General features: G+C 70.7%; 16 protein-coding genes. 7 read left to right on the top strand and 9 right to left on the bottom strand.

Features of this window, described 5'->3' with window-relative positions; all coding sequences use genetic code 11:
- Positions 1–23: 23 nt before the first annotated feature.
- Complete coding sequence (locus tag ABDK56_RS03530) at positions 24–563, top strand: type 1 glutamine amidotransferase domain-containing protein (RefSeq protein ID WP_349806725.1); 540 nt, start codon at positions 24–26, stop codon at positions 561–563.
- 36 nt (positions 564–599) lie between these two features.
- Entirely contained in the window at positions 600–1,109 is a 510-nt protein-coding gene (locus tag ABDK56_RS03525; protein WP_349806724.1) for a hypothetical protein, read from the top strand.
- Here ABDK56_RS03525 and ABDK56_RS03520 read toward each other — a convergent pair.
- Positions 1,106–1,438, bottom strand: coding sequence for a hypothetical protein (locus ABDK56_RS03520; protein ID WP_349806723.1), 333 nt, complete (start codon positions 1,436–1,438; stop codon positions 1,106–1,108). The genes ABDK56_RS03525 and ABDK56_RS03520 overlap by 4 nt on opposite strands.
- A gap of 314 nt (positions 1,439–1,752) precedes the next feature.
- Here ABDK56_RS03520 and ABDK56_RS03515 point away from each other — a divergent pair, with 314 nt between their 5' ends.
- The gene (locus tag ABDK56_RS03515) at positions 1,753–2,352 is read left to right on the top strand and encodes a S24 family peptidase (protein ID WP_349806722.1); all 600 of its coding nucleotides are present in this window, start codon (positions 1,753–1,755) and stop codon (positions 2,350–2,352) included.
- Positions 2,353–2,377: 25 nt separating this feature from the next.
- Here ABDK56_RS03515 and ABDK56_RS03510 read toward each other — a convergent pair whose 3' ends face one another.
- On the bottom strand, positions 2,378–2,554 hold the full coding sequence (locus ABDK56_RS03510) for a hypothetical protein (RefSeq protein ID WP_349806721.1): 177 nt from the start codon (positions 2,552–2,554) through the stop codon (positions 2,378–2,380).
- A 118-nt stretch (positions 2,555–2,672) separates the two neighbouring features.
- Between ABDK56_RS03510 and ABDK56_RS03505 the strand changes: the two genes are divergently transcribed.
- The 4 genes from ABDK56_RS03505 (at position 2,673) to ABDK56_RS03490 (ending at position 10,591) form a co-directional block, all read left to right on the top strand.
- Positions 2,673–2,882, top strand: coding sequence for a hypothetical protein (locus ABDK56_RS03505; RefSeq protein ID WP_349806720.1), 210 nt, complete (start codon positions 2,673–2,675; stop codon positions 2,880–2,882).
- A gap of 71 nt (positions 2,883–2,953) precedes the next feature.
- The gene (locus tag ABDK56_RS03500; RefSeq protein WP_349806719.1) at positions 2,954–5,005 is read left to right on the top strand and encodes an autotransporter assembly complex protein TamA; all 2,052 of its coding nucleotides are present in this window, start codon (positions 2,954–2,956) and stop codon (positions 5,003–5,005) included.
- A gap of 2 nt (positions 5,006–5,007) precedes the next feature.
- The gene (locus ABDK56_RS03495; RefSeq protein WP_349806718.1) at positions 5,008–9,165 is read left to right on the top strand and encodes a translocation/assembly module TamB domain-containing protein; all 4,158 of its coding nucleotides are present in this window, start codon (positions 5,008–5,010) and stop codon (positions 9,163–9,165) included.
- A 58-nt stretch (positions 9,166–9,223) separates the two neighbouring features.
- Positions 9,224–10,591, top strand: coding sequence for an amino acid permease (locus ABDK56_RS03490; protein WP_349806823.1), 1,368 nt, complete (start codon positions 9,224–9,226; stop codon positions 10,589–10,591).
- On the opposite strand, the gene ABDK56_RS03485 is transcribed toward ABDK56_RS03490, so the two are convergent.
- From ABDK56_RS03485 to ABDK56_RS03455, 7 genes are all read right to left on the bottom strand, one after another.
- A complete protein-coding gene (locus ABDK56_RS03485; protein WP_349806717.1) occupies positions 10,581–11,489 on the bottom strand; it encodes a PilZ domain-containing protein in 909 nt (302 codons plus the stop codon). The genes ABDK56_RS03490 and ABDK56_RS03485 overlap by 11 nt on opposite strands.
- A 47-nt stretch (positions 11,490–11,536) precedes the next feature.
- The gene (locus tag ABDK56_RS03480; RefSeq protein WP_349806716.1) at positions 11,537–11,689 is read right to left on the bottom strand and encodes a hypothetical protein; all 153 of its coding nucleotides are present in this window, start codon (positions 11,687–11,689) and stop codon (positions 11,537–11,539) included.
- A 96-nt stretch (positions 11,690–11,785) separates the two neighbouring features.
- A complete protein-coding gene (gene glnA, locus ABDK56_RS03475; RefSeq protein ID WP_349806715.1) occupies positions 11,786–13,198 on the bottom strand; it encodes a type I glutamate--ammonia ligase in 1,413 nt (470 codons plus the stop codon).
- A 223-nt stretch (positions 13,199–13,421) separates the two neighbouring features.
- The gene (locus tag ABDK56_RS03470) at positions 13,422–13,661 is read right to left on the bottom strand and encodes a YgaP family membrane protein (RefSeq protein WP_349806714.1); all 240 of its coding nucleotides are present in this window, start codon (positions 13,659–13,661) and stop codon (positions 13,422–13,424) included.
- Between the two features lie 95 nt (positions 13,662–13,756).
- Positions 13,757–13,981: a transcriptional regulator gene (locus tag ABDK56_RS03465; RefSeq protein ID WP_349806713.1), complete on the bottom strand. Its 225-nt coding sequence runs from the start codon at positions 13,979–13,981 to the stop codon at positions 13,757–13,759.
- A gap of 186 nt (positions 13,982–14,167) precedes the next feature.
- Positions 14,168–14,506, bottom strand: a complete 339-nt coding sequence (locus tag ABDK56_RS03460; protein WP_349806712.1) for a P-II family nitrogen regulator — start codon at positions 14,504–14,506, stop codon at positions 14,168–14,170.
- A complete protein-coding gene (locus ABDK56_RS03455) occupies positions 14,503–15,654 on the bottom strand; it encodes a glycosyltransferase family 87 protein (protein WP_349806711.1) in 1,152 nt (383 codons plus the stop codon). Before ABDK56_RS03455 ends, ABDK56_RS03460 begins: the two co-directional genes overlap by 4 nt.
- Positions 15,655–15,667: the final 13 nt, after the last annotated feature.

The raw sequence follows: 15,667 nt of genomic DNA, 5'->3' as shown, positions 1-15,667 counted from the left end.
AACCCTTCCGATCCGGAGACGACATGCCCGACATTGCCGACGCCAGAATCCTGTTCATGGCCACCGACCGGTTCGAGGAAAGCGAGCTGTTCGGCCCGCGCGAAATCCTGCTCGGCAAGGGGGCGAAGGTCACGCTCGCCTCGCTCGATACGAAGGAAATCCAGGGAACCGTCCACGACGCGCCGGGCAAGTCGATCAAGCCGGACACGACCATCGCCGAGGTCGACGCGAACGATTACGACGCGCTCGTGCTTCCCGGCGGGGTCAGCAATCCCGACCGGCTGCGGATGGAGCCGGAGGCGGTCGCGCTGGTCAAGGCGTTCGACGCGGCGAACAAGCCGGTCGCGGCGATCTGCCACGGCCCTTGGCTGCTGGTCGAGGCCGACGTGCTCAAGGGCCGCCGCGCGACCAGCTGGCCGTCGATCCGCACCGACCTCAGGAATGCCGGGGCCGAGGTGGTCGATGCCGAGGCCGAAGTCGACGGCAACCTCGTCACCAGCCGCAAGCCCGACGACGTCCCCGCCTTCACCGAAGCGCTGATCGGGCTCGTCGAGCGCGGTTAATCGAACGGTGAGGATTCGCCGCTAATCGAAGCGGCGATGGACTTCGTTCGCAATCCCGGTGTCGCCGAACGCGCGCTCGACCTGTTCGTGATCGCCATCGCGATGGCGGCGGGGGGCGGGTGCGCCCTTCTGCTCGCGGCCAGTCCCGCCGCGGTCGCGCTGTGGGCGGCGATCGGCGGCGCGGCGGCGGCGCTGGCGATGAACGTCGCGGGCCGGGCGAAGCAGCGCCCCGCGCGAAGCTTCGGGCTCGACTATGCGTGGCCCGCGTTGGACGAAGCCGAAGACGACACGCTGCTGCTCGACGACCCGCTCCCCGCCGCGCCGTCGGACTCGCGCGTCGTGCGCCTGTTCGCGCCCGAGACGCTGGCGGTACCGGGCGAGCTCGCCGAGCGGATCGAGCGTTGGCTCGGCGAAGCGCGCGATCGCGGGGTCGGTGAGGCAAGGGTCGTGTCGTCCGAACGCCGCGACGACGAGCCGGCGAAGGCCGGGCCCGCGAGCGCGGCCTTTCACGCCGCGCTCACCGACCTTCGCCGCTCGCTCCGCTAGTCGGCCAGCGTCAGCGCCTCGAGGTGGACGATCGTCGACCCGTCGCGCGAGGCCAGCGGCGGGCGCTGCAAGGCGACGTCGGCGACCAGATGGCCCGGGATCGCCCATTCGGCATCGACCAGCCCGTCGGTCAGCCGCGCGACCAGTTCTTCGCTGTCGGGCCCCCCGACCCGTAGGGTGATTTCATGCCGCTCTCCGGTGAATGTAAGCGATTGCCAATCGACTGAGCGGAAATCCGTAAGATAAGTCCTGTTTCGATCGGGGCCGACCCTTGCCATCAGGCCGCGCAGCAATCCCGCCGCCGCGGGCGAGAGCGCCGGGCGCATCATCGGCTTGCCTCCAGATACTTGCGGACTCGGTAAACGGTCCGTTCCCGAGGTTCTCTCCCCTTGCGCAGATCGAACACGAATCTAGGGTCATTCACGACGCTACGCCCGAAACGGGTAGCCGGCATTTCGCTTTTTCTTAGAAAACGTTCAATTTCTTTTAGTAGGTTCACGGTAAGCCCCTAATCGCTCAAATCCGACTCGGCTCGCCAAAGGAACCAACGAATTTCCTACTTGTCTAGGCACTTTCCTATGGGGTAATGGGAATCATGTCGGATCCTGCTCGGTCGATGCTCGAACGCCTCTGTGCGGAACGAATGGAAAGCTATGCCGCGCTGTCGCGGCTGCTCGATCGCAATGACGCCTACATCCAGCAATATCTGCGCAAGGGCACTCCGCGCCGCCTGCCCGAGCGCGAGCGGCGAATCCTGGCGCGGCATTTCGGAGTCCCCGATTCGGCGCTCGGCGGCCCCGAGGAATCGAGCCGCGAGCAGGACCAGCTGGTCCCGGTGATGCGCCAGCCGGTGCGCGCCTCGGCGGGGCCGGGGGCGCTTGGCGACGACGAGCGCTCGCAACCCTATTTCGCGTTCGATCCGCGCTGGCTGAAGCTGCTCACCTCGACCCCCGCCTCGCGACTGTCGGCGATCCGGGTCGATGGCGATTCGATGGCGCCGACGCTGTCGGGGGGCGACGACATCCTCGTCGACCTCGACGATTGCGGCGAGCGGATCCGCGATGGGATCTACGTCATCCGGGTCGACGAGGCGCTGCTGGTCAAGCGGCTGACGCTCCACCCGCTCGGGCGCAAGGTCACCGTCCAGTCGGACAATCCGGCCTATTCGGACTGGCCCGATTGCGACATCGGCGACATCCACTGCGTCGGGCGGGTGATCTGGGCGGGGCGCCGGATCAACTGAAGAGCGGTATCAGACGCCGGGGCGATCAGCCGACGCGGCGGTCGTAGGCCCACACCGCCAGCGCCATCATCGCGCCCGCGGCGGCGCCGATCTCGAGCCCGAGCAGGACGTGCTGGGTCGTCACGCCCCACAGTGCGCCGATGATGATTGCGGCAATGAGGAAGAAGCCGCCGGCGAGGCGGGGGCGGGGCGGTTGGCTCATCGCGCGCCCTTGGCACACAAGCCGCGCGCGCGCCAGCGGGCTCCGGCAGACATGGTTGACGGACGGTTTACCGCGCTCGTGCGGGCGCTCGTAACGACGCGCGGGGTAGGGCGGGGCCATGCACAGCCCCTACATCGCCGGCCGTACCGCGCTGACCGACGCGCAGGAATTGATCGCCAGCCACGGCGACGAGGCGGGCTATGCCGCCGCGATCCGCGCCGAGCAGAGCCGCGACGCGGGCAACGTGCTTCGCTTTTGCCACTGGCGACAGATCGAGCGGGTGATCGCCACCCTTGCCAGCGACGAGGTCGTCGGCACCGTCCACTAGGCCGCGCCGCGCAGGTTGGGGCCGCACGCGTAGGGGGTGGCGCGCGTCGCCGCGCCTGCTAGGCTCGGCGCATGGTGTTTCGCTCGACGGGCCGGGGGGCCGCGCGCTTCCTCTTGACGGCCGGGCTCGGGCTCTGGGCCGTCCCGGCGCTCGCCCAGCAGGCCGCGCCCGCTCCGAACCCGACCCCGCCCGCGACGCCGACGATCGACCCCAACGCGCCGCTCGACCCGATGCCCGACCTCGGCGTGGCCTGGCCCGACATGGCCACACCCGATGCGCCGGCGACGACCGCCACCGCCCCGAATTCTCCTACCCCCGCGTCGCCCACCACGGCCGCCGCCGCTGCCAGCGCGACCGCGCCGACCGCGGGCGAGAGCGTCGCCTACACCGTCCGGCTCGACGGACTCGACGCACTCGATGCCGACGCGGCGAAGGCGGTGCGCTCCGGGTTCGACGAGCAATCGGCGCTGGTCGCCGACCGGAAGAAATCGGCCAACGCCGCGCAGCTCGACCGCCGCGCGCGCGCCGACAGCGACCTCGTCGCCGAGCTGCTCCGCTCGCAGGGCTATTACGATGCCGAGGCCGAGGCGCGGATCGACGTCGGTACGGGCGCTGGGGGCGGTGCGGGACGGGCGGTCGCAGTGGTCATCGTCGCGAGTCCGGGCAGCCGCTACCGCTTCGCCTCGGTCACGCTGCCCGGGCTCGATGCCGCGGGGGCCGAGACGCAGACGCTCCGCGACAGCTTCGCGGTCAGGGCGGGCGACCCGGTGGTCGCGCAAAAGGTGATCGACGCGGGCACCGCGCTCCAGGCCGAGCTTGGCGCGCGCGGCTTCGCGACCTTCAAGGTGGGCGAGCGCGACATCGTCGTCGACCATGCGACGCGCGAGGCGCGGCTGGTGCTTCCGGTCACCCCCGGTCCAGTCGCGCGGTTCGGGCGGATCACGGTCAGCGGCAAGCCCGGCTTCTCCCCCCGTCACGTCGCGGTCATCGCCCGCTTCCGGCGCGGCGACCGGTTCGAGGAAGCCAAGCTGACCGACCTTCGCCGCGCGCTGATCGCGACCGGGCTGGTGTCGGTCGCCGAGGTCAGGGAAGTGCCGGTCGACGGCGGGCGGACGATCGACCTCGCCGTCCATCTCGAGCCCGCGCCCCCGCGCACCATCTCGGGCGAGGCGGGCTATGGCACCGGCGAAGGGGTCAAGGTCACCGCCAGCTGGCAGCACCGCAACTTCATCAACCCCGAGGGCGCGCTGACGCTGCAGGGGGTGCTCGGCACGCAGGAGCAGGGCGCCTCGGTGTCGCTCCGCCGCTCGAACTTCCGCCGCCGGGACGTGGTGGCGACGCTGCTGCTCGCCGCCGACCATACCCGGCTCGCCGCCTATGACGCCAAGACGCTGACGATCAGCGGGCGGCTCGAGCGGCAGTCGACCTTCCTGTGGCAGAAGCGCTGGACCTGGCACGTCGGCACCGACCTCCTGGGCTCGAACGAAGTCGACACCGACGCGACCACGGGGGTCCAGCAGCGGCGCACCTTTCTCATCGCCGCGCTTCCGGTCGGGCTGACCCACGACGACAGCGACAGCCTGCTCGACCCGACGCGCGGCTTCCGGCTCGGCGGCTGGCTGAGCCCCGAGTTCAGCCTCCAGGCCGGGGCGCGCGGCTATGTGCGCGGACAGATCGACGCCTCGGCCTACCGCCCGGTCAACAGCCGCACGGTGATCGCGGCGCGGGTGCGGCTGGGCACGATCCTCGGCGCCTCGCGCGACGAGATCGCGCCGTCGCGGCGCTTCTATTCGGGCGGCGGCGGGTCGGTGCGCGGCTACGGCTACCAGGAGCTCGGGCCGCGCGACGCCAACGGCAAGCCGATCGGCGGGCGGAGCCTCGCCGAATTCTCGATCGAGGCGCGCTACCGGATCGGCAATTTCGGGATCGTGCCGTTCCTCGACGGCGGCACGCTGTCGACCGGGGCGAGCCCGCGGCTCAACCACTGGCAATTGGGCGCGGGGGTCGGCGCGCGCTATTATTCGAGCTTCGGCCCGATCCGGATCGACGTCGGCACCCCGCTCAACCGGCAGGCCGGCGACAGCCGGATCGCGGTCGTGGTCAGCCTCGGCCAGGCCTTCTAGGCGTGAGCGGCGACGAGGTCCGCGTGGTCGTCGTGAGGCGCTCGTGGGGGCGGCGGCTGGTCGGCGAACTGCTCGCGCTGCTGCTGTCGCTGGTGATCCTGCTGATCGTCGGACTGGTCGCGATCGACACCGCGCCGGGGCACCGCTTCCTCGTCGACCGGATCGGCCAGATCGAGACCGCGAGCGGGCTCAAGATAAGGATCGCGCGGATCGACGGGTCGATCTTCGGCACCGCGCACCTGCGCGGGGTCACCGTCGCCGACCCGCGCGGGGTGTTCGCGGCGAGCCCCGACATCCTCCTCGACTGGGCGCCGGGGGCGTGGCTCTACAACGACCTCCACATCGACCGGCTCGAGACCGACCGGCTGGTCGTCTCGCGGCTCCCCGCGCTTCGGCCGAGCGGCAAGGCGGGCGCGATCCTTCCCGGGTTCGACATCCACATCGGCAAGCTCACGATCCGCCGGCTCGAGCTCGGCAAGGCGGTCGCGGGCCGCGCGATGGTCGCCGCTCTCGAGGGGCACGGCGACGTCCGCGCCGGGCGCGCGCTGGTCGTGCTGGACGGACGGAGCAGCGCCGGCGACCGGCTGGCGATCAACCTCGACAGCGCGCCAGACCGCGACCGCTTCAACCTCGGGGTCGAGGCGCATTCGCCCGCCGCCGGGCTGCTCCCCGGCCTGTTCGGCTCGGTCCGCCCGGTCGACCTCGTCGTCGCCGGCAAGGGCAGCTGGAGCCAGTGGCGCGGCGCGGCCGAAATGCGGCTTTCGGGGCGCAAGGTCGGGGCGCTCGCGCTCCACGTCGACCAGGGGACGTTCCGGCTCGGCGGCGCGCTCGCCCCCGCGCCGTTCCTCGACGGCAAGCTCCAGCGGCTGACCGCGCCTGCGATCCGCGTCGACGGCGAAGGCAATTTCGCCGGGCGCCTGTTCGACGGGCGCGTGAAGCTCGCCTCGCCCGCGCTCCGCGCGGTGGCGATCGGCAAGGTCGACCTCGCCGCGGGGGAATGGCACGGGGTTCGGCTGGGGGTCGACCTGCTCCGACCGCAGGCGCTGTTCCCCAACATGACCGGGCGCGACATCCGCCTGCTCGCCACGCTCGACGGGCGCTTCGCCACCGCCGACTTCAGCTACCGGCTGACCAGCCCGCACCTCGCGTTCGACGCCACCGGGTTCGACGGGGTGATGGCGACCGGGCGCGGCACGCTGTCGAAGGCGCCGCTGCGGGTCCCGCTGCGGCTGTCGGCCAGGGCGCTGACCGGGGTCGGCGACGTCGCCGAGGGGATCCTTCGCAACCTCACCATCGACGGGGTGCTGCTGGTCAGCTCGACGATGGCGCGCGGCGACGACCTCCTGCTGTCGAGCGACAAGGTGAAGGGGCGGATGTCGCTGATGATCGACTTCGCCACCGGCAGGTTCGACCTCGTCATCGCCGGCGGGCTGACCCGCTACCTCGTCCCCGGGCTTGGGATCGTCGACGTCACGACCCGGCTCCACGTCGTCCCCGGGCCCAACGGGCAGACGCGGATCGTCGGCAATGCCGAGGCGTGGGTGCGCCGGCTCGACAACGGCTTCCTGCGCGATCTCGCCGGGGGACTGCCGCACCTCACCACCGATCTCGAACGCACCGGCGACGGGGTACTCCACTTCACCAACCTGAGGCTGAACGCGCCCAAGCTCGCGCTCGCGGGGCAGGGGGTTCGGCGCAACGACGGCAGCTTCCACATCGAGGCGAAGGGGCGGCAGGCGAAGTACGGCCCGATCCTCTCGCTCGTGCTCGACGGTCCGATCGACCGGCCGAAGGTCGAGCTGCTGCTCGCGTCGCCCAACGAGGCGCTTGGGGCTCGCATGGTGCGGCTCGGCCTCGTCCCCAACGCGGCGGGCTATGCGTTCACCGCCAGCGGCCAGTCGAAGGCGGGGCCATTCACCGCGACCGGCGCGATCCTGCTGCCCAAGGGCGGCGCGACCGCGATCGACATCGCCGCGCTAAACGTCGCCGGCACCACCGCGCGCGGTCGCCTCACCAGCCTGCCCGGGGGCCTTTCGGGAACGCTCGCGCTCGCCGGGGGCGGGATCGACGGGACGATCGGGCTCGCCCCCGCCGGGGCCGACCAGCAGGTCGACCTGCATTTGTCGCTGGTCAACGCCAGCCTGCCCGGACCGCCGCCGGTTGCCATCCGGCAGGGGCGGGTCGACGGGCGGATCCTGGTCGGCGACAGGACCACCAACATCGTCGGCACGCTCGTCGCGAAGGGGGTGTCGAGCGGCAGCCTGAGCCTCGCCAGCCTCACCGCCAGCGCCAGTCTCGTCAATGGCGCGGGCGAGGTGCGCGCCGCGCTCGCCGGGCGGCGCGGCAACGCGTTCGATTTCGCGGCGGTGGCGCAGGTCGGGCCGGGCGGGGTCACGCTGACCGGCAAGGGGTCGATCGACGGCAAGCCGCTGACGATCGACGGGCCGATGCGGATCAGCGCGGCGGGCGACGGCTGGGACGTCGCGCCGACCCGGGTCCGCTTCGGCGGCGGGGCGGCGACGCTGTCGGGACGGACCGGGTCGAACCCCGTGCTCCACGCCGATGTCGCGGCGATGCCGCTCCAGCTGCTCGACATCGTCGCCCCCAAGCTCGGGCTTGGCGGGGTGGCGAGCGGGCGGCTCGACTATGCGTGGAACGGCGGGCGGCCGACCGGGCGCGCCGACCTCAAGGTGCGCGGGCTCAGCCGCTCGGGGCTGGTGCTCGCCTCGCAGCCGATCGACGTCGGGCTCGCCGCGCTGCTCCAGAACGGGCAGGCGGCGATGCGCGCGGTGGCGGTCGCGGGGGGCAAGACGATCGGCCGGGCGCAGGCGCGCTTCACCCCGGTCGGCGGTGGCCCGGTGCTCGCCGCGCTGATGGCCGCGCCGATGGAACTGCAGCTGCGCTATGCCGGCCCGGCCGACACGCTGTGGCGTTTGTCGGGGGTCGAGACGTTCGACCTGTCGGGGCCGATCGCGGTCGGCGCGAACATCGGCGGGCGGCTGACCGACCCGGTGATCCGCGGGGCGATCGCGGCGCAGAACGCGCGGCTCGAAAGCCCGGTGACCGGCACGGTGATCGAGGGGCTGAAGGCACAGGGCACGTTCGACGGCTCGCGGCTGCTGCTGTCGTCGCTGAGCGGCGCGACGCCGGGCGGCGGCGCGATCAGCGGCGGCGGGTCGATCGACTTCGCCGGCGGCGCGCCCGCGCTAAACCTCTCGTTCCAGGCGCAAAAGGCGCAGCTGCTCGACCGCGACGACATCGCCGCGACGGTCACCGGCCCGCTCAGGATCCGCTCGAACGGGTCGGGCGGCACGATCAGCGGGCAGCTCACGCTCGACAGCGGCGCCTTCACCCTCGGCCGCGCCAGCGCCGCCTCGAAGGTGCCCCAGCTCGGGGTGCGCGACGTCAACGTCGACCCGGGCGAAGTGATCGAGGTCCAGCAGCTCAGCCCGTGGAAGCTCGACCTCGCAATCGCCGGGCGCAACCTCAAGGTGCGCGGACTGGGCATCGACAGCCTGTGGTCGACCAACCTCAAGGTCGGCGGAAGCGCCGATTCGCCCGCGCTCAGCGGCACCGCCAACCTCGTGCGCGGCAATTACGACTTCGCCGGGCGCAGCTTCCGGCTCGAACGCGGGGTGATCCGCTTCCGCGGCGAAAGCCCGCCCGACCCGCAGCTCGACATTCGCGCCACCGCGCAGGTGCAGGGGCTCGACGCGGCGGTGACCGTCACCGGCAGCGGCAACCAGCCCGACATCCAGTTCAGCTCGGTTCCCGCGCTGCCGCAGGACGAACTGCTCTCGCGGCTGCTGTTCGGCACCTCGATCACCAACCTGTCGGCACCCGAGGCGCTCCAGCTGGCCAGCGCGGTCGCGGCGTTCCGGTCGGGCAAGGGCGGGCTCGACCCGATCAACGCGGTGCGCCGCGCGGTCGGGCTCGACCGGCTGCGGATCCTGCCCGCCGACATCTCGACCGGGCAGAAGACCGCGATCAGCGCGGGCAAATATATCGGGCGCAAGCTGTTCGTCGAAGTGATCACCGACGGGCAGGGCTATTCGGCGACCCGGATCGAATATCAGGTGACCCGCTGGCTCTCGCTGCTGTCGAGCGTCTCGACCATTGGGCGGACCAGTGCCAACGTGCGGGTCAGCAAGGATTATTGAGGGGGAAAGCGTGTTCGCCAACTGGAACGTCCGCAAGGCCATCGTCGCGCGCGAGGCGATGCCCGAGGCGCATCGCCTCCATGCCAGCCTCGGCTGGCCGCACCTCGTCGCGCTCGGGGTCGGGGCGATCGTCGGCACCGGCATCCTCACCCTGATCGGGGTCGGGGCGGGCAAGGCGGGGCCTGGGGTGATGCTGAGCTTCGCCATCGCCGGGGCGATCTGCGCCTGCGCCGCGCTCGCCTATGCCGAGGTGGCGACGATGATCCCCGCGGCGGGAAGCGCCTATACCTACAGCTATTCGACCTTCGGCGAGCTGGTCGCCTGGGTGGTCGGGTGGAGCCTGATCCTCGAATATACGCTGGTGGTCAGCGCGGTCGCGGTCGGCTGGTCGGGCTATGCCGCGCCGCTGCTCCACGTCCCCCACGCGCTCGCCAACGGGCCGCACCTCGGCGGGATCGCCAACCTGCCCGCGGTGGCGATCATTGCGATCGTCGCCGGGGCGCTGGTCTACGGCACCCGCGAAAGCGCGAGCGTCAACGCCGCGCTGGTGGTGGTCAAGCTGCTCGCGCTGGCGATGTTCGTCGCGCTCGCCCTGTCGGCGTTCGACGGCGCGCACTTCCAGCCGCTGATGCCCTACGGCTTCGCCAGGTCGGGCGCGGCGGGGCACGAGGTCGGGGTGATGGCGGCGGCGGCGATCATCTTCTTCGCCTTCTACGGGTTCGACGCGATCGCCACCGCGGCGGAGGACGCGAAGAACCCCGCGCGCGACCTGTCGATCGGGATCGTCGGCTCGATGATCCTGTGCGTCATCATCTACATGGCGGTCGCCGCCGCGGCGATCGGCGCGCGCGCGCCGGCCGACTTCGCCGCCAGTCCCGAGCCGCTGGCGCTGATCCTGCGCGACATCGGCCACCCGCTCGCGGCGCGGCTGCTCGCGCTGTCGGCCAGCATCGCGCTGCCGACGGTGATCCTCGCCTTTTTCTTCGGGCAGAGCCGGATCTTCCTCGCGATGGCGCGCGACGGGCTGCTGCCGCAGCGGCTGGCGAAGGTGTCGCGCCGCGGCACGCCGGTGGCGGTGACCCTGTTCACCGCGGTGGTCGTCGCGGTGATCGCCGCGATCTTCCCGCTCGACGAGATCGCCGCGCTCGCGAATGCCGGGACGCTGACCGCCTTCATCGCGGTCAACGCGGCGATGCTGATGCTCCGGCGGCGCGAGCCGACGCGCGAACGCCCCTATCGCGCGCCCGCCGCGCCGCTGGTCGGGACGGTGGGGATCGCGGGCTGCCTCTACCTGCTCGCCAGCCTGCCCGAGAAGACCCAGCTCTATTTCCTCGGCTGGAACCTCGTCGGGCTGGTGGTGTACGCGCTCTGGGGCGCGCCGCGCGCCGCGCGCGCGCGGGCGGCGAGCGCGGGCGTCAGTGCCTGAGGAAGCCCTCGAGGTCGGCGCGTAGTTCCTCGAGCGTCGCGCGGTCCCAGCCCTTGTCCCACGGGGTCGCGTCGCCCGGCTGGCCGAGGAAGCCCGGCACCTGCCAGTCGCTCCCCGCCACCTCGGGCCGCGCCTCGGCCAGCCGCGACAGGTCGAACCGCTCCTCGAACGACAGCCCGGCCTGCGGCCCGCGCACCCAGCTGACGTGCGCCGCGACGGTCACCGTGTTGCCGAGGTCGAGCATCACCGACTTGCCCTCGAGCACGCGGTACTGGAGGTCGACCAGCGCCCCGGTCGGGCTGATGTTGCGCAGCCGCACCGGGTGGGTGTCGTGGTCGTAAAGCAGGTCGCCCGACCAGATCAGCGGGTGCCGCCGCTCGACGCGGCGCTTGTCGTCCTCGTCCTCGGGCGCCTCGAGCCGCGCGGGCTCGAGTTGCACCGCGACGACGTGCGGGAAGCTGCGGTGGATGACGTCGAGCAGAACCCGGTCGCGGACCGCGGCGTCGCCTTCGATCTTCGTCTCGTGCGCGAATTCGAGCCCGATCCGCCCGTCGCGGATCCAGCGCACCGCCGCCTCGATTCCCGGCCCGTCGCCGAACGACAGCGATACCGGGTCCCACAGCCGGGGGGCGAAGTCGGCCTCGATCATCGCGCCCCCGCCCGACAGGTTGATCAGCGCCGCGACCTGCTCGGTCCCGCCCCAGCGCGCGACGACCTGCTCGTCGGTCAGCCGGTGGCGGTCGCCCTCGCGATGGTCGCCCAGCCGCGCCTCGGCGCGCGGAACCACGATCGAGGTGAGGTCGTCACCCTGCGCGCTCTGCGCCTGCTTGGCGCGCAGCAGCGACGCGACGTCCTGGCAGTTGCCGGACAGGAGCGATTGTCTGAACTGGTTGGTCACGCTTGGTCTTCCCCCGCGAAGTGCGTGCCGAGAATGACCCTAAAGCGTTACGAAATCGTGCAGGGCGCGTGGTCGAACGGGGTGCCGGCCAGGCGCCGCTCGCCGGTGCGCGGTGCGCGGACGGCGGTGCGCGCCAGCGGCTCGATCCCGCGCGAGGGCAGGCAGCGTTCGAACGCGTGGAAGCGAATCTCGCAGGCCATGCGCGCATCGTGCGCGCGCGGGGGTTACCAAATGGTAAGCGAAAGGGGCGCTCCCGCGCCGGGAACGCCCCTTGCTGTGCCGGTCGGCGTGGCCGATCAGCTGCTGTAATACATGTCGAACTCGACCGGGGATGGGGTGGTTTCCCACCGCATCACTTCCTCCCACTTGAGCTCGATGTAGGCGTCGATCTGGTCCTCGGTGAACACGTCGCCCTTGGTCAGGAATTCCTTGTCGGCGTCGAGCGCGTTGAGCGCCTCGCGCAGCGAGCCGCACACGGTCGGCACGTTGACCAGCTCGGCGGCGGGCAGGTCGTAGAGGTTCTTGTCCATCGCCTCGCCCGGGTGGATGCGGTTCTGGATGCCGTCGAGCCCGGCCATCAGCAGCGCGGCATAGGCGAGGTAGGGGTTGGCCATCGCGTCGGGGAAGCGGAACTCGACCCGCTTCGCCTTTTCGCCCGCACCGTAGGGGATGCGGCACGAGGCCGAGCGGTTGCGGCTCGAGTAAGCGAGCAGCACCGGCGCCTCGAACCCCGGCACCAGCCGCTTGTAGCTGTTGGTGGTCGGGTTGGTGAAGGCGTTGAGCGCGCGGGCGTGCTTGATGACCCCGCCGATGAAGTAGAGCGCGGTCTCGCTGAGCCCGGCATAGCCGTTGCCCGCGAACAGCGGCTTGCCCTTGGCCCAGATCGACATGTGGGTGTGCATGCCGCTGCCGTTGTCCTTGGCGATCGGCTTGGGCATGAACGTCGCGGTCTTGCCGTACTGCTGCGCGACCATGTGGACGACGTACTTGTAGACCTGCATCCGGTCCGCGGTCTCGACCAGCTTGCCGTAGGTCAGCCCCAGCTCGTGCTGCGCGGCGGCGACCTCGTGGTGATGCTTGTCGCACGGCAGGCCCATCTCGAGCATGACGTTGACCATCTCGGCGCGGATGTCGCCGGCGCTGTCGACCGGGGCGACCGGGAAATAGCCGCCCTTGGCGCGCGGGCGGTGGGCGAGGTTGCCGCCCTCATATTCGCGCATCGTGTTGGTCGGCAGCTCGATGTCGTCGATCTTGTAGCCCGACGCGCTGTAATTGTCCTCGAAGCGGACGTCGTCGAACATGAAGAACTCGGCCTCCGGGCCGACGAAGACGGTGTCGCCGACGCCGGTTTCCTTGAGGTAGGCCTCGGCGCGGGTCGCGGTCGAGCGTGGGTCGCGGGCATAGAGCTCGCCGGTCGCCGGCTCGACGATGTTGCACACCAGGATCAGCTGCGGGACCGCGCTGAACGGGTCGATGAAGGTCGCGTCGAGGTCGGGCATGAGGATCATGTCGCTCTCGTTGATCGCCTTCCACCCGGCGATCGACGAGCCGTCGAACATGAAGCCGTCGGTCAGCATGTCCTCGTCGATGACCGAGGCGACCATGCTGAGGTGCTGCCACTTGCCCTTGGGATCGGTGAAGCGGAGGTCGACATATTCGATCTCGTTGTCCGCGATCAGTTTCAACACCTTCGACGCCGCGCTGGCCATGTCTTCGCTCCGTGAATAGCAGGCTGTCCGCGGCCCCCCGGACCGCAGTGCCGCCCGCCTTTCCAGACCGGGCCGATTCGAGTCATGGTGAGAAATTCACCCCGATGCTGCGCCGCACCCCGGATTTCGCCGCGCCGCACCCAATTTTCGCTGCGGCGCACAAGTAAAAGCCGGCCGCCCGCGGGGGCGACCGGCTGTTGGCGACCCGGACCGGGCGCTGGCGCTAAAAGCCGGCGCGGTCGTCGGTGGTCGAGTAGGGCTGTTCCTGGATGTTCGTGTCGACGTCGATCATCTTGTAGAAGGGGCAGCGCACGATCAGGCCCGTCAGCACGAGGTAGGCGGCGACGACGCCGACGATGATCGCGGCGATTCCGGTGATGGTGCCGAGATAGATCAACACCCCGAGCACGAGGCCGACGACGATCCGGACGACCCGATCTTCCGGTCCAACATTGCGTTCCATGACAATCCCCTTGTTCGCGGGTGCGCGGACCCCCGCTGTTCCCTTCGTCGCTCAGCCTAGGCCGGTTCGAGGGCGAATCCAAGGCGCAAAAGCCATCAGAACGACCGGCGCTGCGCCTGCACCAGCATCCTCAGCAGCATCGCCACCGGGCGCGGCACCCCGACCTTGCCCTCGAGCCACAGGCTGACCGCCGAGCGGCTGACCCCGATCGCCCCGGCAAGGTCGGCCTGGGTGCGATAGCCGAGCACGCGCATGTGCCGCCGCAATTCCTCGGGCGGCATCGACGACTTGAGCTCGGGGGCGAGGTCGGAATCGGCCATCGGGTGAGGATTTAACGCGCGAAACGGCTGCCGTCACTTTTTTAGGCAGGGTGGCGTCGCGTGGGCGTCACGGGAATTAATCCCGTGACGTCGATCAGGTTCGCTGACGCGACCTGTCGGCCGCTCTTCGCCGACTCTTCGCGCAGCGCGCGATTGCTTTGCATTCGCCGCGCTTCGCTTGGCGGCTCAGAGGGCGTCGTGACCCTTGTCGCCGGTGCGGATGCGGATCGCTTCGTCGATCGTGCTGACGAAGATCTTGCCGTCGCCGATCCGCCCGGTGCGTGCGCTGCTCTCGATCGCCTCGACCACCCGGTCGGCCAGCGCTTCCTCGACCACGACCTCGACCTTTACCTTGGGCAGGAAGTCGACGACATATTCGGCCCCGCGATAAAGCTCGGTGTGGCCCTTCTGCCGCCCGAAGCCCTTGACCTCGGTGACCGTGATCCCGCTCACCCCGACCCCGTGGAGTGCGTCCTTCACGTCGTCGAGCTTGAACGGCTTGATGATGGCTTCGATCTTTTTCATGCGCGCGACCATGCCGGATCGTCGCCGCCTTGGGAAGCGTCGCCGCCCCGATCGGCGTCAGCGAGAAGCCGCTCGCTTTGCACCCACAGCCCGGCGAGCAGCAGCGGCGGGGCGATCGCCGGGAAGGCGGTGCCGACATAACCGCCGATCGTCATCGCCCGCTGCCGCCAGCCCATCGCCCCCCAGTCGTGATCGAGCAGCACGGCGAAGCCGAGGCTGACCGCGGCCATGTCGTAGGCGAAGCTGTAGGGCAGGACGAGAAAGGTGGCGGTCGCCGCCGGGAACACCAGCCGGTCGAGCGGCAGGTGCCGCAGCCGCCACAGCATCGCCAGCGCCGCCGCCGACACCGCGAGGTGCGCGGCCCACGCGAACGGGTTGTGGCGAAGCCGGACATAGGTCGAGGGGATGCCCGCGAAATAGGGTTCTTCGCTCGATCGCAGCAGCACCCCGATCTGCGTCTGAGCGCCCGCGGTCAGGTAGGCGCGCGTCAGGTGGAACAGCGCCTCGCCCGCGCCCCACAGCAGCAGCGCAACCGCGGCGGCGACGGCAACCTGCCGCCAGCGCCGCTTGGCGATCAGCGTGGGCGCGAGCAGGATACCGAGGTGCGGCTTGAGCGTCAGCAGCCCCGGCGCCACCCCCGACCCGCGGAACGACCATAGCCACAGCGCCGAGGCGAGGATGCCGTACTGGCCGTTGGGCATCTCGGCGAGCGTCGGCAGCAGCAGCAGCCACGGCCAGGCGAAGCCGATCGTTCGCCGCGCGGCGAGCACGAACAACGCGACCGAGCCGAGCCACCACAAGAGCAGCGCCCCGCCGTAGGGAAGCTGCGACAGCGCCGCCCCGATCGCCAGCGTCGCGGGGGGATAGCTGTAATTCTGCCCCGACAGGATCCCGACCTGGTGGAGCAGCCCCTGGTAGGCCGACAGGTCGTAGACATCGACCCCCGCCCAGCCGAACCGCCCGCCGAAATAGAGATTGGTGAAGTCGCGCCCGATCATCGTGCCCGCGTGGGGCAGCCACAGCCCGTCGCGGTGCGTCCAGTCGACGATCGAGCGGTTGAGCATCGTCACCGCGCCCAGCAGCAGCATCGCCGTCCACACGATCAGCGGCGGTCGCCCCTCGGCGGCGCGTCGGTCGATTTCCCCCATGACCCGGTGCTAC

This window comes from Sphingomonas sp. ASV193, assembly GCF_040203355.1.
GTDB lineage: Bacteria > Pseudomonadota > Alphaproteobacteria > Sphingomonadales > Sphingomonadaceae > Sphingomicrobium.
The sequence above is the reverse complement of the archived record's forward strand: the minus strand, read 5'-3'. Positions and strand labels throughout refer to the sequence as shown.